Annotated in this window: 27 protein-coding genes and 6 pseudogenes; 16 read left to right on the top strand and 17 right to left on the bottom strand. The window is 62.3% G+C overall.

The features are described from left to right. Positions 1-3: 3 nt before the first annotated feature. Positions 4-963, bottom strand: coding sequence for an ABC transporter substrate-binding protein (locus AWB75_RS26575; protein WP_061127014.1), 960 nt, complete (start codon positions 961-963; stop codon positions 4-6). Positions 964-1222: 259 nt separating this feature from the next. On the opposite strand from AWB75_RS26575, the pseudogene AWB75_RS26570 reads away from it, so the two are divergent. Further along, positions 1223-1357 (top strand): annotated as a pseudogene (locus tag AWB75_RS26570) (flagellar basal body L-ring protein FlgH); the annotation flags it as partial. Here the strand turns inward: AWB75_RS26570 and AWB75_RS26565 are convergent. Then, positions 1356-1800: pseudogene (locus tag AWB75_RS26565) on the bottom strand (GntR family transcriptional regulator); the annotation flags it as partial. The pseudogenes AWB75_RS26570 and AWB75_RS26565 sit on opposite strands and share 2 nt — an antisense overlap. 175 nt (positions 1801-1975) lie before the next feature. Here AWB75_RS26565 and AWB75_RS26560 point away from each other — a divergent pair. Next, entirely contained in the window at positions 1976-3289 is a 1314-nt protein-coding gene (locus tag AWB75_RS26560) for an ATP-binding protein (RefSeq protein WP_087086860.1), read from the top strand. Between the two features lie 242 nt (positions 3290-3531). On the opposite strand, the gene AWB75_RS38745 is transcribed toward AWB75_RS26560, so the two are convergent. Together AWB75_RS38745 and AWB75_RS26550 are read right to left on the bottom strand one after the other, a co-directional pair. Continuing rightward, positions 3532-3690, bottom strand: a complete 159-nt coding sequence (locus AWB75_RS38745; RefSeq protein WP_235012255.1) for a hypothetical protein — start codon at positions 3688-3690, stop codon at positions 3532-3534. Positions 3691-3772: 82 nt separating this feature from the next. Continuing rightward, a complete protein-coding gene (locus AWB75_RS26550) occupies positions 3773-4843 on the bottom strand; it encodes a lipopolysaccharide biosynthesis protein (protein WP_061127012.1) in 1071 nt (356 codons plus the stop codon). A 117-nt stretch (positions 4844-4960) separates the two neighbouring features. On the opposite strand from AWB75_RS26550, the gene AWB75_RS37775 reads away from it, so the two are divergent. Next, complete coding sequence (locus AWB75_RS37775) at positions 4961-5116, top strand: hypothetical protein (protein WP_159462808.1); 156 nt, start codon at positions 4961-4963, stop codon at positions 5114-5116. 201 nt (positions 5117-5317) lie between these two features. Here the strand turns inward: AWB75_RS37775 and AWB75_RS26545 are convergent. From AWB75_RS26545 to AWB75_RS26525, 5 genes and pseudogenes are all read right to left on the bottom strand, one after another. Next, positions 5318-5766 (bottom strand): annotated as a pseudogene (locus AWB75_RS26545) (LysR family transcriptional regulator); the annotation flags it as partial. Positions 5767-5785: 19 nt separating this feature from the next. Further along, complete coding sequence (gene yghU, locus AWB75_RS26540; RefSeq protein WP_061127011.1) at positions 5786-6661, bottom strand: glutathione-dependent disulfide-bond oxidoreductase; 876 nt, start codon at positions 6659-6661, stop codon at positions 5786-5788. Between the two features lie 120 nt (positions 6662-6781). Then, positions 6782-7162 (bottom strand): TraR/DksA family transcriptional regulator, encoded by a 381-nt coding sequence (locus AWB75_RS26535; RefSeq protein ID WP_061127010.1) that lies wholly within the window; start codon positions 7160-7162, stop codon positions 6782-6784. A 37-nt stretch (positions 7163-7199) separates the two neighbouring features. After that, a complete protein-coding gene (locus AWB75_RS26530) occupies positions 7200-8003 on the bottom strand; it encodes a family 1 encapsulin nanocompartment shell protein (protein ID WP_061127009.1) in 804 nt (267 codons plus the stop codon). Continuing rightward, positions 7996-9040 (bottom strand): annotated as a pseudogene (locus AWB75_RS26525) (Dyp-type peroxidase). The gene AWB75_RS26530 and the pseudogene AWB75_RS26525 overlap by 8 nt, the downstream one beginning before the upstream one ends. Positions 9041-9192: 152 nt before the next feature. Between AWB75_RS26525 and AWB75_RS26520 the strand changes: the two are divergent. Continuing rightward, the gene (locus AWB75_RS26520; RefSeq protein ID WP_061127008.1) at positions 9193-9918 is read left to right on the top strand and encodes a haloacid dehalogenase type II; all 726 of its coding nucleotides are present in this window, start codon (positions 9193-9195) and stop codon (positions 9916-9918) included. 115 nt (positions 9919-10033) lie between these two features. On the opposite strand, the gene AWB75_RS26515 is transcribed toward AWB75_RS26520, so the two are convergent. After that, a complete protein-coding gene (locus tag AWB75_RS26515) occupies positions 10034-10345 on the bottom strand; it encodes a DUF4148 domain-containing protein (protein ID WP_061127007.1) in 312 nt (103 codons plus the stop codon). Positions 10346-10391: 46 nt separating this feature from the next. Continuing rightward, positions 10392-12887 carry a glycogen/starch/alpha-glucan phosphorylase gene (locus tag AWB75_RS26510; protein WP_061127006.1) on the bottom strand — a complete coding sequence of 832 codons (2496 nt, stop codon included), beginning with the start codon at positions 12885-12887 and terminating at the stop codon, positions 10392-10394. A 120-nt stretch (positions 12888-13007) separates the two neighbouring features. Here AWB75_RS26510 and AWB75_RS26505 point away from each other — a divergent pair, with 120 nt between their 5' ends. Both AWB75_RS26505 and AWB75_RS26500 read left to right on the top strand, forming a co-directional pair. Next, positions 13008-13208 (top strand): hypothetical protein, encoded by a 201-nt coding sequence (locus AWB75_RS26505; protein ID WP_061127005.1) that lies wholly within the window; start codon positions 13008-13010, stop codon positions 13206-13208. A gap of 166 nt (positions 13209-13374) precedes the next feature. Beyond that, positions 13375-13779: a GAF domain-containing protein gene (locus AWB75_RS26500; RefSeq protein WP_061127004.1), complete on the top strand. Its 405-nt coding sequence runs from the start codon at positions 13375-13377 to the stop codon at positions 13777-13779. 158 nt (positions 13780-13937) lie between these two features. On the opposite strand, the gene AWB75_RS26495 is transcribed toward AWB75_RS26500, so the two are convergent. Further along, positions 13938-14558 (bottom strand): dihydrofolate reductase family protein, encoded by a 621-nt coding sequence (locus tag AWB75_RS26495; RefSeq protein WP_061127003.1) that lies wholly within the window; start codon positions 14556-14558, stop codon positions 13938-13940. Between the two features lie 123 nt (positions 14559-14681). On the opposite strand from AWB75_RS26495, the gene AWB75_RS26490 reads away from it, so the two are divergent. The 6 genes from AWB75_RS26490 (at position 14682) to AWB75_RS26465 (ending at position 19051) form a co-directional block, all read left to right on the top strand. After that, positions 14682-15326: a DsbA family oxidoreductase gene (locus tag AWB75_RS26490; RefSeq protein ID WP_061127053.1), complete on the top strand. Its 645-nt coding sequence runs from the start codon at positions 14682-14684 to the stop codon at positions 15324-15326. A gap of 285 nt (positions 15327-15611) precedes the next feature. Beyond that, positions 15612-16181 carry a hypothetical protein gene (locus AWB75_RS26485; RefSeq protein WP_061127052.1) on the top strand — a complete coding sequence of 190 codons (570 nt, stop codon included), beginning with the start codon at positions 15612-15614 and terminating at the stop codon, positions 16179-16181. Between the two features lie 26 nt (positions 16182-16207). Continuing rightward, on the top strand, positions 16208-16765 hold the full coding sequence (locus AWB75_RS26480; RefSeq protein WP_061127002.1) for a hypothetical protein: 558 nt from the start codon (positions 16208-16210) through the stop codon (positions 16763-16765). 38 nt (positions 16766-16803) lie between these two features. Next, positions 16804-17340 (top strand): hypothetical protein, encoded by a 537-nt coding sequence (locus AWB75_RS26475; RefSeq protein WP_061127001.1) that lies wholly within the window; start codon positions 16804-16806, stop codon positions 17338-17340. A 249-nt stretch (positions 17341-17589) separates the two neighbouring features. Next, positions 17590-18057, top strand: coding sequence for a YaiI/YqxD family protein (locus tag AWB75_RS26470; protein ID WP_061127000.1), 468 nt, complete (start codon positions 17590-17592; stop codon positions 18055-18057). Positions 18058-18133: 76 nt separating this feature from the next. Beyond that, entirely contained in the window at positions 18134-19051 is a 918-nt protein-coding gene (locus tag AWB75_RS26465; protein ID WP_061126999.1) for a LysR family transcriptional regulator, read from the top strand. 9 nt (positions 19052-19060) lie between these two features. Here AWB75_RS26465 and madM read toward each other — a convergent pair whose 3' ends face one another. Both madM and madL read right to left on the bottom strand, forming a co-directional pair. After that, a complete protein-coding gene (gene madM, locus AWB75_RS26460) occupies positions 19061-19831 on the bottom strand; it encodes a malonate transporter subunit MadM (protein ID WP_061126998.1) in 771 nt (256 codons plus the stop codon). A gap of 17 nt (positions 19832-19848) precedes the next feature. Beyond that, entirely contained in the window at positions 19849-20244 is a 396-nt protein-coding gene (gene madL, locus AWB75_RS26455; RefSeq protein WP_061126997.1) for a malonate transporter subunit MadL, read from the bottom strand. A 702-nt stretch (positions 20245-20946) separates the two neighbouring features. On the opposite strand from madL, the gene AWB75_RS26445 reads away from it, so the two are divergent. The 4 genes and pseudogenes from AWB75_RS26445 to AWB75_RS26430 all read left to right on the top strand — a co-directional run bounded on the left by AWB75_RS26445 (position 20947) and on the right by AWB75_RS26430 (position 23128). Beyond that, complete coding sequence (locus AWB75_RS26445; protein WP_407642166.1) at positions 20947-21252, top strand: hypothetical protein; 306 nt, start codon at positions 20947-20949, stop codon at positions 21250-21252. A gap of 369 nt (positions 21253-21621) precedes the next feature. Further along, positions 21622-21969, top strand: coding sequence for an H-NS histone family protein (locus AWB75_RS26440; RefSeq protein ID WP_061126994.1), 348 nt, complete (start codon positions 21622-21624; stop codon positions 21967-21969). Between the two features lie 273 nt (positions 21970-22242). Beyond that, positions 22243-22559 (top strand): annotated as a pseudogene (locus tag AWB75_RS26435) (GntR family transcriptional regulator); the annotation flags it as partial. Between the two features lie 263 nt (positions 22560-22822). After that, entirely contained in the window at positions 22823-23128 is a 306-nt protein-coding gene (locus AWB75_RS26430; RefSeq protein WP_061126993.1) for a hypothetical protein, read from the top strand. 7 nt (positions 23129-23135) lie between these two features. Here the strand turns inward: AWB75_RS26430 and AWB75_RS26425 are convergent, their stop codons facing one another. The 3 genes and pseudogenes from AWB75_RS26425 to AWB75_RS26415 all read right to left on the bottom strand — a co-directional run. Continuing rightward, positions 23136-23510 (bottom strand): Rieske (2Fe-2S) protein, encoded by a 375-nt coding sequence (locus tag AWB75_RS26425; protein WP_087086859.1) that lies wholly within the window; start codon positions 23508-23510, stop codon positions 23136-23138. 1 nt (position 23511) lies between these two features. Next, positions 23512-23724 (bottom strand): hypothetical protein, encoded by a 213-nt coding sequence (locus AWB75_RS37275; protein ID WP_143746506.1) that lies wholly within the window; start codon positions 23722-23724, stop codon positions 23512-23514. Positions 23725-23750: 26 nt separating this feature from the next. Continuing rightward, a pseudogene (locus tag AWB75_RS26415) lies at positions 23751-24317 on the bottom strand (MFS transporter); the annotation flags it as partial. Positions 24318-24411: the final 94 nt, after the last annotated feature.

The raw sequence follows: 24411 nt of genomic DNA, 5'->3' as shown, positions 1-24411 counted from the left end.
CGCTCAGTACTTCCGGTTGGGGAATTCCTTCGCCGCGACCTCCATCGGGAAGATGCTTTCCTGCGTGACGATGCGCTTGGGCACCGCCTTGCCCGCCTTGATGTCCTTCACGACCGACATCAGTTGCGGCCCGAGCAGCGGACTGCATTCGACCGATACATTGAGCTTGCCCGCCATCATCGCTTCGAACGCGCCCTTCACGCCGTCCACCGAAATGATGACGATGTCCTGGCCCGGCTTCATGCCCGCTTCCTCGATCGCCTGGATCGCGCCGATCGCCATGTCGTCGTTGTGCGCATAGAGGACGTTGATGTTCTTGCCTTCGGCCTTGAGGAACGCCTCCATCACTTCCTTGCCCTTCGCGCGCGTGAAGTCGCCCGTCTGCGAGCGGATGATCTTGAATCTCGGATCGCCCTTGATGATTTCCTCGAAGCCTTTCTTGCGATCGATCGCCGGCGCCGAGCCTACCGTGCCCTGCAATTCGACGATATTGATCGGCCCCGGCTTGCCTTTTTCTTTCTCCAGCAGCCAGCGGCCCGCCTTGCGGCCTTCCTCGGTGAAGTCCGAGCCGATGAACGTGACATAGAGCGACTCGTCCTTGCTGCTGATCGCGCGGTCGGTGAGCACGACGGGAATCTTCGCGTTCTTGGCTTCGACGAGCACGGTTTCCCAGCCCGTTTCGACCACGGGCGAGAACGCGATCACATCGACCTTCTGCGCGATATACGAGCGGATCGCCTTGATCTGGTTTTCCTGCTTCTGCTGCGCGTCGGAGAATTTAAGGTCGATGCCGGCTTCCTTCGCGCTCGACTTGATCGACTCGGTGTTCGCGGTGCGCCATTCGCTTTCGGCGCCCACCTGCGCGAAGCCGAGCACGATGGGTTTCTGCGCGAAGCTCGTCATCGGAAGCATTGCGCCCAGCGGCGCGGCGGCGAGCGCGGCTAACACGGTGCGGCGTTTCATGTCAGTAGTTCCTCCATGCGTTGGCAACTTATTCGAATGTTCTTTTGGAATACCTTGTTAATTCGTTGTTCTATTCATCCCGTGGCCATGCCTGAATTCCGGTATTTGGGTTTTGCCCAATAGAAGATGGCCCGTCCGAGATAGATTGACTATATGAAGCTATCCGGCCACTTTTAATTCACGTTAACCCGCTTTTCAAGCCGAAACAGTCATACCATCTCGCTGCGCGCGTTGCATTGCAGCAAGCCGCTGTGTGATGGTCGAAGAACTGGATTACGTGGCGTCGAACAAGGTGGCGAATGCGCGCATCGAGCAGGCGGACGTGGGCATGCTCGCCGATTCGACGACGATGGGACGGCTGCAACGTCTCTTCATGAGCGTGCTGACCTTCTGACGATGCCGCTCGCCGATGTCGCTTTCGTTTGCGGCGAGCATCTCCTCGTAACGGCGCGTGATGAGCGCGAAATCCGCCTGCGTGCCACGCAGCGCGGCAAGACGCGCGGATTCGTCTTCGAGCATCTTGCGCACTTCGAAGATGTCGTACAGCGTGCGCGGTTGCGAGCCGAGCAGATGCATCATCGGTGTGAGTGCGGGTTGCGTGGTGAGCGCAGCGACGAACGACCCGCGTCCATGCGATGTTTCAATGATCCCGCGCGTGCGCAGCACCTTCAGCCCCTCGCGCACGGCGGATCGCGAGACGCCCAGCTTGGCGGTCAGGCGACGCTCGGAAGGCAGCGCCTGACCGGGCTTCAGCACGCCATCGACGATCAGGCCCTCGATGCGTCCGGCGACGATATCGGCGATTTGCAGCGCGTCTTCGTGATTGTCTTCGAGCACGGTGTTTCTCACTGGTCCGACCACTTGCGGACTTTAGCATTTGCCGGTGCTGAAGGCGGCGCTTTCCGATGCTTTACGATGTCGGGCACGCACGAAGGCGGCAGAAGAAAAGCGCTGCAATTACATAAGAACGAGGTGTCGAATGGATGGTCGACAGAATCGCGCGCCGCGGTCCATGACGTCGCGACTGACGTGGTGGATCGCTCCCGTCGTCGTGGCGTTGAGCGTGATCGCGGGCGGTGCGTCTTTCGGCGCTGCCTATCACGAGGCGAACAAACTGCAGGACGGTCACTTGCGCGAGATCGGCGCGCTGATCGACGCGAGAAAGCTCGTGCTCAATACGGCCTCGGTCGCCTGGCAAGGCAGCCAGGATTCGGACGTGCGGCTCGTCATCGCGCGGCTGGGGCCGTCGCAGGATGGCGCGAACGCGGCGCCGATCACGGTTCCTGCGACGCTTCCAGACGGCCTGCATAACCTCGAGGCAGACGGCGCGAACTGGCGTGTCGATGTGCGCACGCTGCATTCCGGCGAGCGCATCGCGGTCGCGGAGCTTTCGATGATACGAGACGAAATCGCCACCGACGGCGCGTTGCGAACCTTGTTCCCGATGCTCGCGCTCACCCCCGTTCTGGTTGCACTGGTCGTCTTCCTGGTGCGCGGAATGCTGTTGCCGGTGCGTCGCCTCGCCAGCGTCGTCGACCTGCAGGACGATGCGACGCTCGACGCGCTGTCCGAAGAGGGTATCCCGAAGGAATTGCTTCCGTTCGTCACGTCGATCAACCGGCTCATCGAGCGACTCAAGGACGCCATGTCCCAGCAACGGCGATTCATCGCGGACGCCGCGCACGAACTGCGCTCGCCGCTTGCGGCTCTGTCCTTGCAGGCTGAGCACTTGAGCGCCGCGGACAACGCGCTCGTCGCGCGCGAGAGGCTCGTCTCCTTCCTCGGCGCGATACGGCGAACGGCGCGGCTCGTCGAGCAATTGCTCGCGCTCGCGCGTTCACAGCACGGTTCGTCGATAAAACCGTCCGCCGTGTCGCTTCGGGAGTTGGCGAGCGACGTCGTGATTCAGACCGTGAACATGGCCGAGGACAAGCGCGTCGATCTCGGGCTGCATCACGTCGATGACGTCCAGGTGATCGCCGATGCGCCCGCGCTCGCCGTCGTGTTGCGCAATCTCGTCGACAATGCGGTTCGTTACACGCCGCCGGGCGGCCGCGTGGATGTGTCCGTCATGCTGAATGCGGAGGACTTGCTGCTCGAAGTGAAGGACTCGGGGCCGGGCATTCCCGAAGACCAGTTATCGCGCGTGCTCGAGCCGTTCTACCGCATTCCGGGCACGGTTTCCTCGGGCAGCGGCCTGGGTCTTTCGATCGTGGCCGAGACGGCGCGACGCAGCGGCGGCCATTTTCAGCTCCAAAACATCGAAGGAGGGCTGCGTGCGTGCTACCGTCAGCCGTTGCACGAACGGCCCGGCGAAATCCGCTGATCCGGACAAAAAGACGGCTCGCCCGAAGAACGATGGCGAGCCGCAAGAGGGGTCGGTGAAGAACAACAGCGTGGGCAGATTAGCATCGCTTACATGCGCGTCATGGCATCGGAAAGATGGCGTAAGGAAAAGCGCAGCTCACTGTGTGCACGAAACCACCATCCGGTCCACCAGTGCATCGAGCTTCTGCCGCGCGCTCGCGAATCGGTCGATGCTCAGGCCATTCGTTTCGTAGCGCGCGGTCACGAGAGTCTGCCTTGCCGCACGAGCGTCAGTTCGCGGACAGATACGACATCGGTTCGCTGCTGAACGCGCGCCTGTCCCAGCGAGTCGTCGCGCTGTTGACGAGCAGCGCCTCGCAGCGCGGCGGGCGCGCCCGTGGCCGCAGGGTTGATGTGCATCGCTCAGCCTCGTCGTTATGCGGTTCTGCAAGCCGCGATAACGGCGATTTGGCGCGCGTGAGCGCACGCGCCTTTCCGTTTCTTACATCGGGCGGTTCTGCACGAAGTCTTTGTACGCCCAGTAAGCGGCCTTCTTCGTGACGCCGTCGCCTTCGACGAGTCCGTAATTGCCTTCGCTATCGTCGTAGAGCTGGAAGCCCTGAATCGACTGAATGTTGTACTTGGACGCGACGCTCGCGAATTGCGCCATCATCGTGTTGCCCGTCATGTAGCTTGCGATCTGGTTATACGAGCCGTATTCCGGACGCACGCCGAACTCGTTGATCCAGATCGGCTTGCCCATGTCGTGCAGCGTCTGGAGCACGTCATGACAGCCCGTGCCGCCGCATGCGTTCGTGATGTCGCCCTGGCTCGAATACCAGTGCCACGAGGTGATGTCCCAGCTCACGGTGGGATGCCCCCAGCTTCCGTCGGGCTGCGAGCCATCGGCGAGCATCTGGAAGAATGCCGTGTGGAGCCACGTGCCGCCCAGCACGATCTTCGCGGAGCCATCGACCGACTTCACGCCCGCGATCATGCCGCGCATCACGCCGCGCGCGAGCATGTAGGTCCAGTTGTTGTACTGGTGCCAAACCGTGCCGTCCACATTGCCATTGAGCGCCTTTGCTTCCAGCTCGTTGCCGACCTCGTAGTACTTGTAGTGATAGCTGCTCGCGGTCTGCTGGCCGAGTTTGAAGCCCGCATTGTAGGCCTCGTCCTCGCTGTTGTAGTTGAGCGTCAGGAGCATGACCGGATACATCGTCACGCCGCCGTCTTCCATCGTCTTCGCGATGCCCGCAAGCATGTTCGCCGATGCCTGGCTGTACACGTCGTTCCGATAGATCGTCGCGCCAAGTTCCTGCAACTGCGCGAGCTGTGTCTGCGGACTCGTGGAGTCGTACGCGCCGCCGTTGGTGTTATGGCCGTTCATGCCATAGAAGATGGAGCCGCTGCCGCTCGCGGCCTTCGCGGTCGACTTCGGCGCTGCGGCGTCCTTGCCGGTGGCGGCGGTGTCGACGGCGCTGTTGTCGCCGCCGCATGCGGCGAGCATGACGCTCGCGAGGATCGCTGCGGTGATGAAACGATACAAAGAGGATGCGATTCTATTGTTCATATCAATTAGTATGACTAACGGAGAAGTGCGCCCGGATAGCTTTGTAAATGGTGGACGCGTGTCCGTCTCTATCCGTCAGGGATCGCAATGTAGTTAGTGATCCAAACGAAATGCTCGATGAAGACCGAGGGACTTCATGCTTCGATCATCGGTAAGATGTGCGGGGAAAATGCACAGGGGATGTCAAAACTTCTGACTGTCGAGCGATTGCCATTCATTCGAGGCAATGGCCTGCCGGGAACGGCTCAGCGGGGAAAGATTACTTTGTTCTGATGTAGAAGTAAACCGGATATCAGAAAAAACATCTTGTATGCGGCAAGATTTCGATTAGCCCCTTCTTCTTTTTCGCCGTCCGCACGCAGCGGATTCTATCGGTGCGTGTAAGAACATTGGCATGCGCGCTCTCGCTTCGCCGACCTGCACCGTTGATGGGGATCGGAAGCGAACTGGATCGGCGTGGAAGTGCCGACGTCGAATTTCGACGATCCCGAAGCCTTCGGGCAATGCGCCGAAGCGATAACAAAAGCCACGTCGAGACGCTCGGCGGCAATGGCGTCGAGTTGCTCGGGCGTGTTCATCGGCTGCAATTCGAGCGCGACATCGCTCGCGGAATGTTGAAACGCGCTCAACGTCGACGATACGAGTCCGCTCCACGATGCGTTCTCGACGAACCCCACGCGCAAGCGGCCTTGCTCGCCTGGCGCGATGCGATGCGCGAGCCGGTTCGCCGCATCGACGCGCGCGAGGATATCGCGCGCTTCGCTTAGATACGCGATACCCGCGGACGTCAGCTTCATGCCGCGCGTGGTGCGTTCGAAAAGCGTAGCGCCGATAGCCTCTTCGAGATCCCGAATCTGCCGCGAGATGGCCGGTTGCGTGACGTGCAGATGTTCGGATGCGGCGCGCACGCTGCGCAACTCCATGGCGCAGTTCCATGAAGCGCTACTTGTCGGCGGACAGCTTGTCCTGCGTGCGCGTATCGAAGTCGGACGCGTCGTGACGCTCGTGCAACTGGCTGGACGGCTCGCCGAAAGTACGATTGACCATGCGGCCGCGCTTAACGGCGGGACGCGCGCCGATGGTTTCGGCCCAGCGCCGCACGTGACGATATTCGTGCACGGAGAGGAAGCCGGCCGCGTCGTACAGCCAGCCGTTCACGAGACCGCCGTACCACGGAAAGATCGCCATGTCGGCGATGGTGTATTCGTCGCCGGCGATATAGGCGCTGTCCGCGAGGCGCTTGTCGAGCACGTCGAGTTGACGCTTCACTTCCATCGCGAAGCGGTCGATCGGATATTCCAACTTGCTCGGTGCATACGCGTAGAAGTGGCCGAAGCCGCCGCCGAGATACGGCGCGCTGCCCATTTGCCAGAAGAGCCACGACAGGCATTCCGCGCGTTTCGCGGGGTCCTTCGGCACGAACGCGCCGAACTTCTCCGCGAGATACAACAGGATCGCGCCCGATTCAAAAACGCGCACGGGCGTCGCGCCGCTGCGATCCACCAGCGCGGGAATTTTCGAATTCGGATTGGCCTCGACGAAGCCGCTGCCGAACTGGTCGCCATCGCCTATGCGAATGAGCCATGCATCGTACTCGGCGCCGCGATGGCCGAGCGCGAGGAGTTCTTCGAGCATCACCGTGACTTTCACGCCGTTCGGCGTCGCGAGCGAATAGAGTTGCAGCGGATGACGACCGATGGGCAGCGCTTTCTCATGCGTCGGTCCGGAGACCGGTCGATTGATGTTGGCGAAGCGCCCGCCGCTTTCCTTGCTCCAGGTCCAGACGTTCGGCGGCACGTACTCGGGTGATGCGCTCATGCGTCACGCTCCTCGTTGCTTGATTGATTCGAGCGAGGGTAGCAGGTCGGGAGTAAACGTGCTTGGCTGGGCTTTGGACGATAGGGCACGGAGTGTCAGAGGAAAATATGTAGCCGCGCATTACCTCCGCGCTTCGCGCCTGCTTTGCTCTTCGACCGTGAGAATGGCTTCCGGCATGGCTTCGAGACGCGCTTCCGGTATGACCGCACCGCTTTCATCGGAGATACCATACGTGCCTTCCGCGATCTTCTGCAACGCGCGCTCGATATCGCCGATGCGATGATCATTCACGTCGCGCAACGCCTGATTCGCGATGTCTTGCTCCATACGCTGCGCGTCGTCCTCATACTCGTGCGCTTCCGAACCGCGCTCTTCCTGCAACCCGCGCTCGCGTTCGATCGTGCCTTCCTCGATGCCGAGCAGTTCGCGCTTCAACGCGAGAAGGCGCTCGCGCTGCTTCGCGATGAACTCGTCGCTCAAGCCGCTTTCTGGACTGGCCATGTTCGTGCTCCATGAAAAGTAATGGTCTCTATCTCTGCTATTCCCCGACCGCGATGGAAACGGATGCCTCGCTCGTCAGCATCAGGAACGTGAGCGTTTCGCGCAGGTAGAGCTGCACGGCCGTATCGGTATGACTCGTGTAGCCGATCGATAAATCCTGTCCGATATGCAGCTCGTAATCGCCGCCGCGCGTCGAGAGCACGCAGCCTCCTGCGAGCGCCGGCGCCCATACGAGTTCACCGCTCACGATGCGCTCGATGTGCTGAATGACGGGATAACCTTGATCGCTTGCTTCGGCGAGCGCGGTATAGGCATCCGCGCCGAGCAGCACGGAGTAGGGGCCGTCCACGCCGGCGAGCCTCAGCTTCTCCAGCGCCTGACTGATGGCGGTGGGATAGTCGGCGACATCCGCGGGCAGATACGTCGCGGCATTCGAGCTGCCTGGCCGGATACCGACGATGCCGGCGGCCGCGAAGCCATCGAAGATCGCGCTGTCTTCGGCGAGCGCGAGTCCGTTCGCGGCGGCCTTGGCGGGTTGCCAGTCGCCGTCGTTCGAACCGCGCTCCACGCTGTCGATAGCCTCGCGCTGCAGCGTGAACGGCACGGTCAGTTGCACGAGCTGCCTCACGTCATACAGCTTCGCCGAAACACCTTTCGTCGGCGATGCGATGTTCGTCTGATGCCCCGTGCCGATGCCGGACAGTGCGACGCCGCCGGGATTCTTCACGTCGACGACGCGGCGCCCCGCGACGGCACGCTTGAACGTGCGCGCGACTTCGGCTTCGATCTGCGCCCACGCGGCGCCCGATATCGGTGCGAGCTCTCGATGCAGGTTATTCATCTTGTGGCATTCCTTTGAGTGAGCCAATGTTCAACGTGCCTTCGCGGTTATCTTCCTTGCTGCTTTCATCGACGGAAGATGACGCGGTTTGCGGGCTTTCGGTCGGGAAGCGCATCGAGCAGATCACTGGACGGCACGAAGAAGAGGCCGCCCGTCACTGCGCGGCTGTAATCGAGCAGGCGGTCGTAATTGCCCGGCGGCCTTCCGACGAACATATTCTCCAGCATCTGCTCGATTGGTTTCGGCGTGCGCGCATAGCCGATGAAATACGTGCCGAACTCCTTCGCGCCCGGACGGCCGAAGGCCATGTTATGCCGCAGGATCTTCACTTCCTCGCCGTTCTCTTCGATCGTCGTGAGCGAGCTATGCGAACACGAAGGCTTGATCGAATCGTCGAGCTCGACATCGGATAGCTTTTCGCGGCCGATAATCAGCTCCTGCTGCTCGACCGTCAGGCCGTTCCATGCATCGAGGTTATGAAAATACTTCTGCACGATCACATAGCTGCCGCCGCTGAACTCCGGGTCATCGTCACCGATGATCGTGTAAGTCGCGGCGCGCTTGCCCGTCGGGTTTTCGGTGCCGTCGACGAAGCCGACCATATCGCGCAGATCGAAGTATCGAAAGCCGTGCACTTCGTCGACGACCGTGACCGCATCGCCGAGTTTGTCGAGCATGTGCGACGCGAGTTCGAAGCACAGATCCATATGATCCGCGCGGATATGCATGAGGATATCGCCCGGCGTCGCGATCGCGCGCCGATCGCCCGAGCCGAATTCGCGAAACGGATGCAGTGACGACGGACGCGGCGCGCCGAACAGCTGGTCCCACGCATCGGAGCCGAAGCCGCATACGCAGGAGAGGTTCGCGGTCGGCGCGCGCGTGCCGACCGCGCGCACCAGCGCTGCGATATCGCCGCACCATGAACGCACGATATCGGCTTTATCTTCCCCGCGCGCCACGGTGGCGACCATGAAGATCGCGCTGCGGGAGATCGGGTTACAGACGGCTTGTGGTTCGGGTAAGGTGTCGGGCATCTGAAGAGTTCGATGACGTGAAGCGGTTGATCGAATAACCTGAAGCGGTGAAGCGACGATACACCAACTCGATGTGATCAATACCCGAAAACGCACGGCTATGTAACATCGCCGTGATTCTCTTTCATTGATATGGACTGACAGGAGCGACTGTGAAACTGACCGACTTCGACACGCTGACCTTCGACTGCTACGGCACGTTGATCGACTGGGAAACGGGGATTTTCGAAGGGCTGCGTGCGTTGCTGGATCGCGTGAAGCCCGCGTTGACGCGCGATCAGGTTCTGGAAGCTCATGCGCGGCACGAGTCGTCGCAGCAAAGATATACGCCGGGCAAACGTTATCAGGCGTTGCTGGCTATCGTGTACAAGCGTCTCGCCGAAGAGTGGGGCGTTTCATATACGCACGACGAGTGCGTCGCATATGGCCGTTCCATTCGCGACTGGCCGGCGTTTGCAGATTCGGCCGACGCGCTGCGCTATCTGAAGCAGCACTACAAGCTCGTGATTCTGTCGAACGTCGACAACGAGAGCTTTAACTATAGCAACGCGAAGCTACAGGTCGAATTCGACGCGATCATGACGGCCCAAGATATCGGATCGTACAAGCCTTCGCCGCGCAACTTCGAATACATGCTGGAAAAGCTGGGCGAACGCGGCATCCGCAAAGAGACGATCCTGCATACGGCCGAAAGTCTTTTCCACGATCACAAGCCCGCCAATGGATTCGGCCTTGCGTCGTGCTGGATTTATCGCCGTCATTCCCAGACCGGCTTCGGCGCGACGATGGACCCGGGTTCGCAGCCGAAGATCGATTTTCGCTTCGACAGCATGGCGGATTTCGCCAAGGCGCATCAGGAGGCGCTGGGCGGAAAATAGTTTCGGATCTCGCGGCGCGATAGGGCGTGCGTCGCCCTAACATGCGATGCAACTAACCGTCTCTCGCGCATCGCGCCTTCGAATTGCACTCCGAAATACTTAGACATGCCAACAATCAATCGACGCGCCCCGGTTGGCAATCGGTTCGATACCACTGATCGACCTGGCGCTGCGCCGCGTGCAGATCCTCCGGATAGTACGGATCATAGAACCTCGACGGGTCGTATCCGGCCTTCTCCAGCGCCGCCAGTTCGCTCAGGTTGCGCTCGCGCGTCATCGGGGCCTGGTTTCTGAGCGCGGTGAGATCGCGGCATTGCGTGGCGCTCAGATGCGTCGCGCCTTGCTGCATGCCGCCTGCGGCGCAGGCGGCCAGCAGCGAGACTGCCAGCGCGGAGATCATCGGCAAAGGCTTGAGTGTGTTCTTCATGTTCAGCCTCCTTTCGGCGAAGCAAAAGCTCCGCGCGCACTCGACCTCATCGTTCCAGCGTGATCTTCACCGGACGAATCTTCCAGATGTGCTCGCAATACTCGGCGATCGCGCGATCCGACGAGAACTTGCCCGCATAAGCGGTGTTCGCGATCGACATCCGCGTCCAGCGGCGCGTGTCCTGCCAAGCATCGCTGACGTCCTGCTGGCGCGCGACGTAAGACGCGTAATCGGCGAGCACGAGAAACGGATCGTGATACAGCAGGCTGTCGACGAGCGGACGGAACATCGCCGCATCGCCGCGCGAGAAGTGGCCGCTCGCGATCAGCTCCAGCGCTTCACGCAATTCGTCGTTGCCGCTCACATACTCGCCCGGCCGATAACCCGCGCGCCGCACGCTTTCCACTTCGCTTTCGGTCAGGCCGAACAGAAAGAAATTCTCGTCGCCGACTTCCTCGCGGATTTCGACGTTCGCGCCATCCAGCGTGCCGATGGTCAGCGCGCCGTTCATCATGAACTTCATGTTGCCGGTGCCCGACGCTTCCTTGCCGGCCGTCGAAATCTGCTCCGAGAGATCGGCGGCGGGATAGATGAACTGCGCGTTCTTCACGTTGAAGTCGGGATAGAACACGACCTTCAGCCGCCCGTTCACCGCAGGGTCGTCGTTGACGACTTCGGCGATACCGTTGATGAGTCGAATGATGAGCTTCGCCATCGCATAGCCTGGCGCGGCCTTGCCGCCGAACACGAAGCAGCGCGGTGTCATCGCGAGTTGCGGATCGCGCCGCAAGCGCAGATAAAGCGTCACGATGTAGAGCGCATTCAGATGCTGGCGCTTGTACTCGTGGATGCGCTTGACCTGGATATCGAACAGCGCGTTCGGATCGACGACGATGCCCGTCGCGCTCTGGATGCGCGTCGCAAGCGTCTGCTTGTTCTCCTGCTTGACGGCGCGCCAGCGGTCCTGAAACGCTGCATCGTCGGCGTGCGCGCCGAGTTCGCGCAGCTTCGTCAGATCGGTCCTCCAGCTTTGACCGATAGTCTCGTCGAGCAGCGTCGCAAGCGCCGGATTGCTGAGCATCAGGAAGCGGCGCGGCGTGACGCCGTTGGTCACGTTACGGAAGCGCTTTGGCCAGAGTTCGGCGAAATCGCGCAGCACCGTTTCTTCCAGGAGCTTCGAGTGCAGCGCGGCCACGCCGTTGACCGCGTGCGCGCCGACCGTCGCCAGATGCGCCATGCGCACGCGCTTCGCACCGTTTTCGTCGATGAGCGACATACGTGCGATGCGCGCGTCATCGCCGGGAAAGCGCTGCCGCACTTCATCGAGAAAGCGGCGATTGATCTCGTAGATGATGTCCAGAAGCCGCGGCAGCAAATCGCGGAACATTGGCAGTCCCCACGTTTCGAGCGCTTCGGGCAACAGCGTGTGATTCGTGTAGGCGAGCGTGCGCTGCGTGATGTCCCATGCTTCGTCCCACTCCATCTGCCGCTCGTCGACGAGCAGGCGCATGAGTTCGGCGACGGCAATCGACGGATGCGTGTCGTTGAGCTGCGCGGAGAACATGTCCGCGAGGCGTCCGACCGGTTCGCCCTTGAGCTTGAGCAGCCGCAGCATGTCCTGCAGTGAGCACGAGACGAAGAAATATTGCTGTGCGAGCCTCAGGCGCTTGCCGGCTTCCGGCTCGTCGTTCGGATACAGCACCTTCGACAGCGTTTCGGATCGCACCTTCTCGTGCACCGCTTCGTAGTAGTCGCCGGCGTTGAAGTCCTGCAGATCGAACGATTCGACAGCTTCGCTCTTCCACAGCCGCAAGGTGTTGCACATGTTGACGCGAAAGCCGGGCATCGGCGTATCGCAGGCCACGCCCTTGACCGTGTACCCCGGAATCCATCGCACGCGATAGTGGCCCTGCGCGTCGGTCGAGCTTTCCGTGCGCCCGCCGAAGTTCACGTAGAACGCAACGTCCGGGCGCAGGATCTCCCACGGGTTGCCCTTTTGCAGCCATTTGTCGGTGATTTCGACCTGCCAGCCGTCGCGGATTTCCTGATCGAAGATGCCGAACTCATAGCGGATGCCGTAGCCGATCGCCGGAATCTCCAGCGTGGACAGCGAGTCGAGATAGCAGGCCGCGAGCCGTCCGAGACCGCCGTTGCCGAGGCCGGGCTCTTCTTCGATCGCGAGCAGCGTGTCGAGCTCGATGCCGAGCGCTTGCAACGCATCGCGCGCATTGCTTTCGATGCCGAGATTGATCAGGTTGTTGCCGAGCTGCGGGCCGATCAGAAATTCGGCCGACAGATAGCAGGCGACTTTCGCGCCGCGTGCGACATACGCATACGTCGTGGCGACGCGGCGCGTCATCATGCGGTCGCGGACCGCGTAGGCGAGCGCCATGAACCAGTCGTGCGGAGTCGCGATTTCCGGATACCGGCCTTGCAGGCAGATCAGGTTATCGACGATGTCGCGTTGCAGCGCCGCGACGCCAAGACCGCTGCGCGCGGGTTCCGCGCCGGCCGGAGCTCGCAGGGTGTGCATGTCGTCCATGAGTCCTCCCTCGTCGTCGTAAGTGTGCCGAAGATGTCGAACCGCGCTTTTCGCCTGCGGCGGCGCGGCTCACAACGATGGTCCCGTTGTGTGTCGGGCGGTTGACAGAACCGTGAGGCGATGCGCGAAGTCCGCGGTCACTTCGGCGCCAGCGCCATTGTTCAGTTTTTAGAGATCGACCACGCCGTCGTTGCCGAATCCGGAAAAGAGCTGGCCGGCCAGCCGGGGGCGGGGTCTTCCGCGAACGCGCATGCGGCGGTCAGGACGAGCGCCGCATGCGCGATGCCGGGGCGGCTCATCGTTCGTCTTCGGTATGTCTGAATGTTGTAGTGCGGGCGGAGGGGATTTGCCAGGGAAACGGCGTAAAACTGCGCAACTCGCCTTTGGGACCGTGAAGCGACAGACGCACGGCGCCGTGAAACGCTCACTCGATCCTAAGAATGTCCGTGCAAGCTGACGTCATTCACGATGCGCCGGGAGCAGGGCCATGAAATGTTCAGACCGCCAATATGCAGCGCAAAACCTCGCGACGTGCGCGCCGGAAGAACTCGGTTCGATCCTGGCCGCGGTGCTCGGCGCGCAGCGATGCATCGTGCACGCTCCCGTCGATGATGAGAACCTGTCGTGCACGCCCGTCGCCGCTTTCGGAGAGATTCATACGTCATCGAATGGCGCGATCGTCGAATACACTGCGGCTCGCGACAGGATGTTTTCGGTCCTTTCGCTGAACGGCGAGGTGATCGCCCTCGTGCAGGTTTGCGGGCCGCAACGAAGGCCGCACTTCACCGATCTCGATCTGCAACTGCTGCGGATCATGAGCGGCTTCATCGCGACGACGATCGCAACGAATCGCAGGCTGACGCAAGGAGCCGGAAGCATTGGACCGTCTTGAATCCATATGCATGCCGCGCGTAGCTAGTCGGCTTGCTGGCACGCAGCGTTGAACACGCGTTCGGTCGCGCCGGGCCCCGGCGCTACATCGACGACGCGCGCCGTCATCGAAAGCCGAAACCGGCGCGTGCCGGGCGAGGGCTGACGTGCTGACCGGGCTCATTCGAACTTACCCGTGCGTACTTCGCCGTCGCGCACGTAGCGGGTGATCAGCACGCCGCCGGGCGTGTCGATCGAGCGTTCGAGCGTGAAGGCGGACGCGAGCGCGTCGTCGCCGAACAAGCGCTTGCCGCGCCCGAGCATCACAGGGTAAATCAGGAGGCGAAGGTCATCCACGAGGCCGGCCGCAAGCAATTGGCGCACCAGGTCGCCGCTTCCGAACGTCACCAGATTCGCGCCGCCGTGCTGCTTCAGCGCGTGTATTGCGTCGGTGAGATTGCCCTCGTCGAGCGCATGACTGTTGCGCCAGCCGAGGTCGTCGGGCCGATGCGTCGCCACGTGCTTGGCTACGCGGTTGAACGGTTCGGCGATGGCGCTACTGCCGGAATCGGCCGGCACGTGCGGCCAATACGACGCGAAGATGTCATACGTTCGACGCCCGAGCAGCAATTCGAACGGCTGCGAAAGCAGGTCCTGCACGTGTTGCGCGATGGCTTCGTCCGCATAGGGAACGATCCACCCGCCGAGGCCGAAGTCTCCGCTGCGATCTTCCTCGGGGCCGCCGGGAGCCTGGATGACGCCATCCAGACTGATGAAAGCCGAAACGATGAGCTTGCGCATGATGTTCTCCGGTTCGTTTCAACCACGACGATCGAGTGGCACGAAAATCGACACGGCCGAATGCTGCAGGCCGGAGGAAATGGCGCTACGCTTGGCGGTTCGTTTCGACTCTTCGGCAATCTCATGTCCCGCGCTCTTCAAATCGACTTCGTTTCCGACATCGCCTGCCCGTGGTGCGCCGTGGGCCTCGCTTCCCTGCAACGCGCGCTGGAGCGCCTCGGCGATGCCGTCGATGCCCAAATCACGCTGCATCCCTTCGAGCTGAATCCGGACATGCAACCGGAAGGCGAGCGCATCGTCGACTATCTCGGGCGCAAATACGGCCGCACGCCCGAGCAGATCAGCGAAACGCAGGCCACCATTCGCGAGCGCGGCGCACGCGAAGGCTTCACGTTCGGCGAACGCAACTGGGTCTACAACACGTTCGACGCGCATAGGCTGCTGCATTGGGCGCGCCTCGAAGGCAGGCAGTTGCCGCTCAAGCTCGCGCTGCTGCGCGCCTATCACGGGGAAGGCAAGGACGTAAGCCATGCGGATGTCCTGATCGAAGCGGCAAAAAGCGCCGGACTCGATGGCGAGCGCGCGCGCGACGTGCTGCAAAGCGGCCTGTACGCCGACGAAGTCCGCTCGGAAGAGCGCGAGGTCCAGCAGCTCGGTATTCAGTCCGTGCCCGCGATCATCTTCGACCAGAAGTATCTCGTGAGCGGCGGCCAGCCTCACGAAGCATTCGAAGAGGCGATACGGAAGATCATCGAAGAGACAGCGTGACAGGGCGTTGACGGGCGTGCCGTCAATGGTCCTCGGGCATCACTCCCGACGAGACAAGTGGCGGCGAACACGACGAGTGTCATTTGCCAGATCGGAAGGTCGTGTATCCACGTGCTGATATCGCGATCAGGTTGGAAGCGCGCTAAATCACCATAAAAAACGTTTGCGGGCGATGCATGGCGCGCGCGCGGCGCTTGAAATGCAGGCATTGCGAATCTATCCTCATTGGGCAGACAGATTCGAGCCGCAAGCCTGCGCGGACGCTGTCGGTCGATGGAGACGCTCATGCGTCGCTTGCTCCTCCTCGTGGTCTGCCTGTTCCTGAGCGCCCTGTCGCTTCATGCCGATGCCGACGACGCGCAGGGCCGGCGGCGACACGACGATCCGCGCGTCCTCAAGGTGTTCGATGCGAACGGCGAGCTCGTCGGACGCCTGGCGTCATATCACGGCGCTGACGGCGTGTACCTCGCCATAAACGGCGCGATCGTGTTCGCCGCCGTGACATGGCTGCGGATCGATCCCAACGACGCCGATTCGTCGAGATTCCAATGGTCGACGTTCGGGCCGTTCAGCTACCCGACCGCCGACTGCAGCGGCTCGCCGATCATTCCGCCGGGGAACGGACCGCGGCCGTCCATCGCGATGAGGAGCGGCGCCGACGTCACGCTATTGATCGCCGGCGATACCGTTTCGTCGGGAGTCCGGATCGTCGCCGTGTCCGATGGCACGCATTGCACGCCGCCTCCGTTTATCGGTCACGTGCCGCCTTCGACCGCGCCCGTGCCGGCATTCACGGCCGAGACGAACTATGCGTTGACGGCGCATCATCCCGAGCCGCTGACCATTGGCTATTGAACGACCGCAATCGACGGAGAAGCGTCATGTGCCGATTCATCGCAGTCCTGCTCGTCATGTGCGCGAGCCTGACCATTGCGGGCGGGCGCGATGATCGAGGGCGCGATGCCCGCGACGACGCGCGTCTGCCGATGGTGTACAACGCACAGGGAAAAGCGGTCGGCCCGCTCGAGTATTTCGCGGGCGTCAACGGCGTGTATATCGCGATAGACGGCGAGCCCGTGTTCGTCATCGTCGATCACAAGCGCCTCGGACCTCTGCAATACTCGGCTTCGGAGTACGAATGGGTCGCCACGCAGTCCGCGGGTTACGCGTCGACCGATTGCAGCGGAAGCGTGCAGGTTCCGTTATCGGCCAGTCCCACTCCGGCCATAGCGGTCAGAGACGGCGTCGACGTGACGGTTTATACCGCCGTCGGCGGATCTACCGGCAATGTGCACGTGTGGTCGTTGAGGCAGACGGACAGTTCGGGCGCGACTTCGTGCAGCCCGACGCAGTTCGACGAAGGCTCGCTGTATTGGGCGGTCCGAAGCTCGTATCCGCTGACGCAGCGCCATCCGGAACCGCTGCGCATCGCCTTTTGATGTGATGCAGTTCGAACGCGGTCCCGACGGAGGCCGATATGAAATACTGCCTGGCCGGAGCATTGTGTCTGCTTTACGCAGTCGCATCGCTCGCCGATGATTCCGCGCATCACGCGAAGTATCGCCCTGTCAGAGTGTTCGATGCGAACGGACACGCGATCGGCGATCTGACGAGTTTCCGCGCGCAGAACGGCGTCGCGTTCACGGCCGGGGATGCGACCACGGTCGTGCCCATCGAGCGGGTCGAGGACGCGAGCTTTCACTTCTCCGCGACCGATTTTCAATGGCTCGCCACGTCATTCGGGCAATTCACGTCCACGGATTGCAGCGGCGATCCGATCATCCAGTCCGCTTCGGGTCCGCGGTTCGCGACGCCGTTCAGGCAGGGCAGCGAGGTCACGGTGTACTTCGCCCCCGCGGGCCCGGCGCAGGCCTTGACCGCTCGCTCGGGCCTCAGCACCAATCCGCCCGCGTGCAACCGATACGCCAGCCCGTTCACGGTGATGGGCTATCCGGTCGCAGCGAAACTCGTGATCACCCGCGATCATCCCGAGCCGCTCAGGATCGGATATTGATGCTTCGCTACTGCGCCCGCGCTGACCCGCGCAGATCCGCCGGCTTGGCGAGTGCGCCGCGCTCCGAGAACGATTTCATCGTCGCCGTCTTGTGTTATTCAAAACTGCTGAAGGCGGCGCGGATTTGAAGCGCTTCAAGCTTGCGGTCGGGACGGCTGCGTCGTCAACCGAGGGTTTGCACGTAATGTCCTGTCGGCGGCGCTCAGGCAGTAACATCCATGCTTCCTCTCTCACTCGGAAGCAAGCTCGATGCAAGTGCTGGTTGATGCGGACGCCTGTCCGGTCGTGGTCAGGGAGATGCTGTTTCGAGCCGCGCGGCGCGTCGAGGTATGCGTCACGCTGGTGGCGAATCAGTATCTGCGCACGCCGCCTTCTCCCTTCATCAAGGCGATCCAGGTGCCCGCCGGCTTCGACGCCGCCGATGACCGCATCATCGAACTGGTGAGCGGCGGGGATCTCGTGATCACTGCGGACATACCGCTTGCCGCGGCCGCCATCGAGAAGGGTGCGCACGTGCTCGACCCGCGCGGAAGCTGGTTCACCCGCGAGAACATTCAGGAGCGTGTGACCATGCGCGAGGTCATGGATCAGCTTCGCGCGTCAGGCGTCGATACGGGCGGTCCCGCGGCCTATGCCCCCGGCGACAGCAAGACATTCGCCGGACAACTGGACCGGTTCCTCGCGCGACATCGCGCAGGCGGGCGTCCAGCCGGTTGACGATGCGGGCTAGTCGCTATATATCAAACGTTCCCGCGCGCGGATAATCGCCGCTCTAAATTTTTCTTCTGACGAGATGGCCGATCGAATCGACGAAGAAATCACGTTTCGAAAGCTGGAAGTCCTGCTCGCATTCATGGAGACGGGCAACCTGTCGAAAGCGGCCGAAGTGCTGGGAGTCAGCACGGTCAGCGTTCATCGCGCGCTGCGTTCCCTCGAACAAGGCGTGCGCTGTGCGCTGTTTCGCCACGAGGGCCGCAACCTGAAATCGACCGACGCCGCGCAGATGCTGGCGGACGTTGCGCAGGAAGTGCTCACGCTGATGTCCGAAGGCGTTCGGGCGACGCGCGAGGCCGCCGGGTATTCATCGGACCGTCTGAAGATCGGCTCCTTGTATTCGCTGACCATCCGGACCGTGCCGGGCATCCTCATCGACATCAAGGTGCGGCGTCCGATGCTTCAGGTCGAACTGGCGCTCGGTTCGAACGCGGAACTGCTCGGCAAGCTCAAGCAAGGCGAGATCGATGCCGCGTTGATGGCGTTGCCGGAAGCCGAGTCGGAAATCGAATCCCTGCCGCTCTTCGAAGACGATATCTTTTTTGCGGCGCCCGCGGCTTCGCCGTATGCGCGCCTCGAAGCAGTCGATTTGCGCGACTGCCGCGACGAGACGTTCGTATCCCTGGGCGAAGGATTCGCGACGTATCGTGGCTTCATGGAAGCGTTTCGCGTCGCCGATTTCACGCCGAACGTAACCATGAAAGTCGGCGACATCTTCTCATTGATGAACCTGGTCAGCGGCGGCGTCGGCTACACGCTGCTGCCTGGCCGCGTGCGCGGCGTGTTCGGCGACAAGGTGCAATTCATTCCGCTCAAACCGCAGTATCTGATGCGCCAGACGATAGGCGTCAGTTTCTTGCGCGCGCGCGAACGAGACCCGAATCTGCTGGCGCTCATGGCGGTCTGCCGTCTTCGCACGCGAAGCGCAACAAGCTAGCCGAAGCGATCACGCACCACCCATCAACGACCGCGTCGCGAAGAACAGCACGGAAGGTCCGAGCAGGCAGCCGACGCCCGTATGAAACGTGGCGATCAGCGCGCCGTAGGGAACGAGCCGGCGGTCGGTTGCGGCAAGCCCCGCGCTGACGCCGCTGACCGTGCCCGCGAGTCCACCGAAGATCATCGCCGAGCGCGGCGTCTTGAGGCCCATGAAGCCGGCGGCGAGCGGCGTGCCGATCATGACGATGATCGCCTTGATGAGCCCCGTCGCAATGCTGAGCGCAATGACGTCCGAGCTCGCGCCGATCGCGGCGCCCGTCACCGGCCCGACGATGTAGGTGACGGCGCCCGCGCCGATGGTCGTCATGCTGACGGCATCGGTGTAGCCGAACGCATGCGCGATGCTCGCGCCGACGACGAACGGCAGCAGCGTGCCGAGCAGCAGGGACACGACGCCGATGAGCCCGGCCTTGCGCGCTTCCGTCGCCTGCACTTCGAACGCGGTCGCGACGATGGCGAAATCGCGCAGCATCGCGCCGCCCATCAAGCCGACGCCCGCGAAGAGCGGAATGTCGGCGAGGCCCTTCTGGCCGGATGTGAACGCGCCGCCGAAATAGGCGAGCACGAGACCGATCACGATGGCGATAGCCGAACCGTGCACGCGTCCGAACGTCAGCTTGCGCGAGATGAGGGCGGACACCCACATGATGAGCCCCACGAGCGCGAACGCCGTGACGAGTCCGTTGTTGACCAGCACTTTGTCGATCATTTCAAACATGGCGCTTGACTCCTCGTTCAGATTTCTTCGAGATGCGGGGCCATCTCGAGCGTCGTGCTGTCGCGGCCAGTGCGGGAAAGGACGGCGATGCAGACGGCGCACGCAGCGGCCGCGCCCAGTGCCGAAAGCAGCGCCACGGGGCCGCCCTTGAGTGCGGCAACCACGTTCTGATTGGCGGCCATCGCAACGACGACGGGGATGTACATCGCGCCCCAGAAGGCCACGCCTCCCTCGGTTTCCTTCGGCAGGAGCCCTTTCTTGTGCAAGTAGAGGCGAAGGAAAATCAGCATCAGCATGGCGATGCCGACGCCGCCGACGTTGGTCTTCACACCGATGGCCGCGCCCAGCAGGTCGCCGAGAAAGAGCCCCGCCAGATGGCAGAACGCGAGCAGCGCCGTTCCGTAGATGATCATTCAAGTGTCTCCGTTGATTGCTGTATTGGCTTTTTGCGAACTTTGCATCGACTAAGTCGGATTGCTATGAGGCGAGTCTAGGAAGCACTAAAAGGCGGTTCAATCACCTCGGGAGCGATTCCGTTATCCAGAAGTTAATGAAGTGATCGGGCCGGGTGGCGGGGCCTTGGCAGGACGGGCGCGAGCGGCGTCATCGGCGTTGATAGGGGTATGCCCGAAGTCATTCGCACGCGACAGCGTAACGCAGCGAACGATCGTCCGAAGCGACGGCGTGTCGGTGAAGAAGTCCGGATAAACCCTAGCGAAACGCACTCGCCATGCAAAACCAAATGTAACCGATAGCGATCCGACGGACCCATTTCCGGAAGGCTTCACGGTCGGCGACATCTGGTAAGTAGCCACGAAATCACCGACCACTTTTACTTCTGCCGAGTTACCCGATGAGTCCCGCAAGCAAGCGCGCCTGGCCTCGTTCCGCGCTCGACTCCGCCGTAATGGGCTTCGGCGCTGCCCAGATCGGCAACTTCGGAAAGGGATTCGGGGCGTGGGTGGATGGCTTGCCGTTCGAATGGTGCGCCCACGCCACGGTGACGAAGCTTAGTCGAAGGACTGCTATCGGATGATGAATCCGGCTCTGGCGGCCGTGGACTTTCGCCTATACTGGTCGAGTCACCACTTGTCCTTCCGACCGACTGGGGAGTCATCGTGAAAACAAGGATTCCGACCATCGCGCTGTCATTGATCGTGACCGCCGCAGCCGCTTGGGTGTCCCCGCTTGTGTATGCGCAGGACACGGGTTCGGCCGCGAGCGGCACGACGCAGGCCGCGCCGCCCACCAAAGCGCAAAAGAAGGCGGCGCGAAAAGAGGCACGCGCGAAGAAGAATGCGGAACTGAAAAAGCTCGAAGATGCGGGCTATAACCCGGGGCGGGCGAACGATCCCAACTATCCGCAGGATATCCAGAACGCGCAGAAGAAGGCAGGTATCGGGGCCGCTGCGAGCCAGTAGACGGACCGGGCGATTGCGCGGAAGCCCTTCGGCGGCACTCGTCACCGCATCACGTTGGCGTCGTACAATGTCGCTCTGTCTTCAGAGGCGTGCCCGACGCTGTTATTCTGCGGGTATAGCTTCGACGCTCGACCTCGCTGTTTTATTCAAAAGCTATCCGGCATCAGTTTTCGGCTATTCATTTCGCAGATCACGTCTCCGAAAAAGCGCTGCGAATTGCCCGCCGTCACGGTATCGCGCGGTTCGGGGGGCACTCGACTTGCTGAAAGAGCGCCTTCCAATTTGCGCGCCCGCTTTCCGCGCCATTATGTCTACGATCCAAAATCCGTTCGCGGCATTGGATACGCAATACGAGTGAATGAACAAAGCATGGCTTATACGAATCCAGAAATCACGGCACTCCTGGCCAGGCAAGACGCATTGAACAAGCAACTCGCCGAAGCCAAAGAACGCGAGACCCGGCAAGTGTTGCTGGAAATCGTGCAGAAGATGCGCGACTACAACATTGGCCTGGAGGAATTGCTAGGCCGGAAGTCGCAAGTACTGGAGCCGGTCAAAGAAGCAAGATACCGGGACCCGGCCAGTGGGGCGGTGTGGAGTGGCCGGGGCCGCGCGCCGCACTGGATCGCCGGCAAGAATCGCGACGATTTTCTCGTGGACAAGCCGGGATCGACCATGACGAAAGCCGCCGTCCAGGCCGTACTGTTCGGCGACTAGCCAGCGGCGCGGCAGTGTCCGGCCATGCCGCCGGGTGCTGCGAGCCTGCATGTTCCACCGGCGCGACGGATGCGCCATGTCCGATGCCGCGCCAGCGCGTCCGCCACGAACCCGCGCATCGGCTTCGAGTTCTTCGTCGATGAAAGTCCGCACCACGGCCGGCGATGTCGGCGCGCGCACGCTTTATAAATCCGACAGACACATCGAAAGCAATCGGCAATAATTTGGGATTCCATCGGCATGACGCCGCGATCCTCTTCAAGCGAAGGCCCGATGTCCGATCTCAAAGTCGATAGAAACGCGAAAACGTTAAGGGAGCTGACGCTCGAGAAGCTCCGTGAAGCGATCGTCCAAGCTTATTTCCGGCCGGGCGCGCGGCTGTGGAACGCACGCTCTGCGACGAGCTCGGCGTGAGCCGCACCGTGGTGCGCGAAGTGCTGCGCCACCTGGAGACGGAAGGTCTGGTGGAGAGCGTGGCGCGCCAGGGGCCGCTCGTCGCGCGGCTCGATCCCACGCAAGTCGCCGAGATTTACGAATTGCGCGGCTTGCTCGAAGCCAACGCCGCGCGCGCGTGCGCCGAAAAGGTGACTTCGCCGAAGTTCTGGCCCAGACGGAAGCCCTCTACGATGCGCTGTTCGTACGTTGAATATGTCGGCCGTTTTGGTATTCCATAGTGCGGTACGGCATGCCATCATCGTTTACCCGAAAACATGCGCGTCGGCTCGTTTTCGTTGATTGGGGACGTTCTCGGAAGACGAAGGCGGGCAAGCGGCACGGGAATTGCGCCGCTCAAGGTCAAGCAGATGGCGATCGTCTGCGTCCATATTCAGCCCGATCAAAGGAGGGACGGTTTATGAACAAGGCAATCAGCACATTGGTCGCGGCCGTCGCCGCACTGACGCTGTCGGGTGGCGCTTATGCACAGGCGGCCGGGGGCGGTTCGACAGGCAGCACGGCCAGCCCTGCAAACCAGGTGAACGGAGCGACGGGCGGCTACGGCACGCCGGGCACCGCCAACTCGGAAAGCGGCATGGGCGCCAAAAAGCCAAACTCGGGCCTGCCGAGCAGCACGAACGCGACGCCTGGCAACAGCGCGCCGACGACGAGCAACAACACGCTGGCGACGCCGAGCGTGAAGTCGCCTGCTGCGAGTCAGTAGGGGATAGTCAGTAGGGGGCTGCTGGAGACGGGCCGATCGTAACGCCCGTCGCGCTGTCGCCGCATGCGGTTCGATGCGGCGACAGCGTATTTAAGTTCGCCGAAGATGTTTCGACGACCAGCTTCGTCAGGCACATTCCCGGCGCGCCGACGACACATCCCGACACGAGATCGAAGCGCAAGCCGTGCGCCGGGCATTGCAGAACACGGCCGTCGAGCCGTCCGTTCGCCAGCGATGCGCCGTTGTGCGGGCACGAATCGTCGATGGCGTGAATCACGCCTTCCACGTTGAAGAGCACGACGCTACGGCCATCGACGAACCGGAGCCTGCGTTCTCCGATGGCCGGGGCGTCGGCGACGGTTATCCGTATGTTTCGCGTCATTTCATCCACGCCACGCGCTCATGTCGTTGAAGGGCGTGTGCGCATCCATCCAGTCATACGGTTCGCGCGTTCTTCCCCACGCCCAGGTCCGCGTCGCGGGTGACGACGACGCCTTTGGTCGCTCGCTCGTCGGCGGGATCGTCCGCGCGTCCGGCGTGGAATCGGTGGTCATCGCCTCTTTCGTCGACGAGGCAGCGTGCAAGTGATCGGACATTTCTGGTTCTCCTTGAAAATAGGCGGTTAGATCGGCTGTGTCGCGGAAAGGCCGCGCGGCGTGTCGATGCGGCCGAGATCGCGGGCGTATCTCGATCTGCCGATGGCGAACGCGAGCATCGCCGCAACGCTCACGAAAGGAATCAGTTGCAGCGCGCCCGACAGACCGATCCGGTCGGCGATCGCGCCGGTGACGAGCGGGCCGGGCGCGAGACCGGGCAGGTTGTTCGCGAGCGTCAAGGTCGCGAATGCGGACGCATGGATCGCGGGCGGCGTGAGGTTCGCGACCATCGCCCCCGCCGGGCCGGACGTGCCCGCCACGACGAGCATCGCCGCGCCGAGCAGGACGAGCTGCAATGCGCCGGCTTCGAGCCGGAAGCCGATGGACAGCAGCACGAGCATCAGGCAATACGCGAGCGCCGTGAGCCACTTGCGCGAGGGCGCGTTTCGGCAGATGCGGTCCGTCACGACGCCGCAAGCGACCATGCCGATTCCGCCCAGCAGCACGAAGACCGCGGCGCCTGCGGCGGCTTTGTCGGCGGGCATCGCGTAATAGCGGATCAGAAAGCTCGGCATCCACGCGATCGCCGCGCCCGCATGCCGGGTTTCAGGCCGCGCGCAGCGGCAGGTTGATCTGGCCGGCCTTGCGGTTCGGCGCCATGCCGTTCGCGGCGAGGGTTTCGTCGAC

It is taken from the genome of Caballeronia catudaia, assembly GCF_001544755.2.
Classification (GTDB): Bacteria; Pseudomonadota; Gammaproteobacteria; order Burkholderiales; family Burkholderiaceae; genus Caballeronia; species Caballeronia catudaia.
Note: the sequence above shows the minus strand (reverse complement) of the source record. Positions and strands in the feature narration are given on the sequence as shown.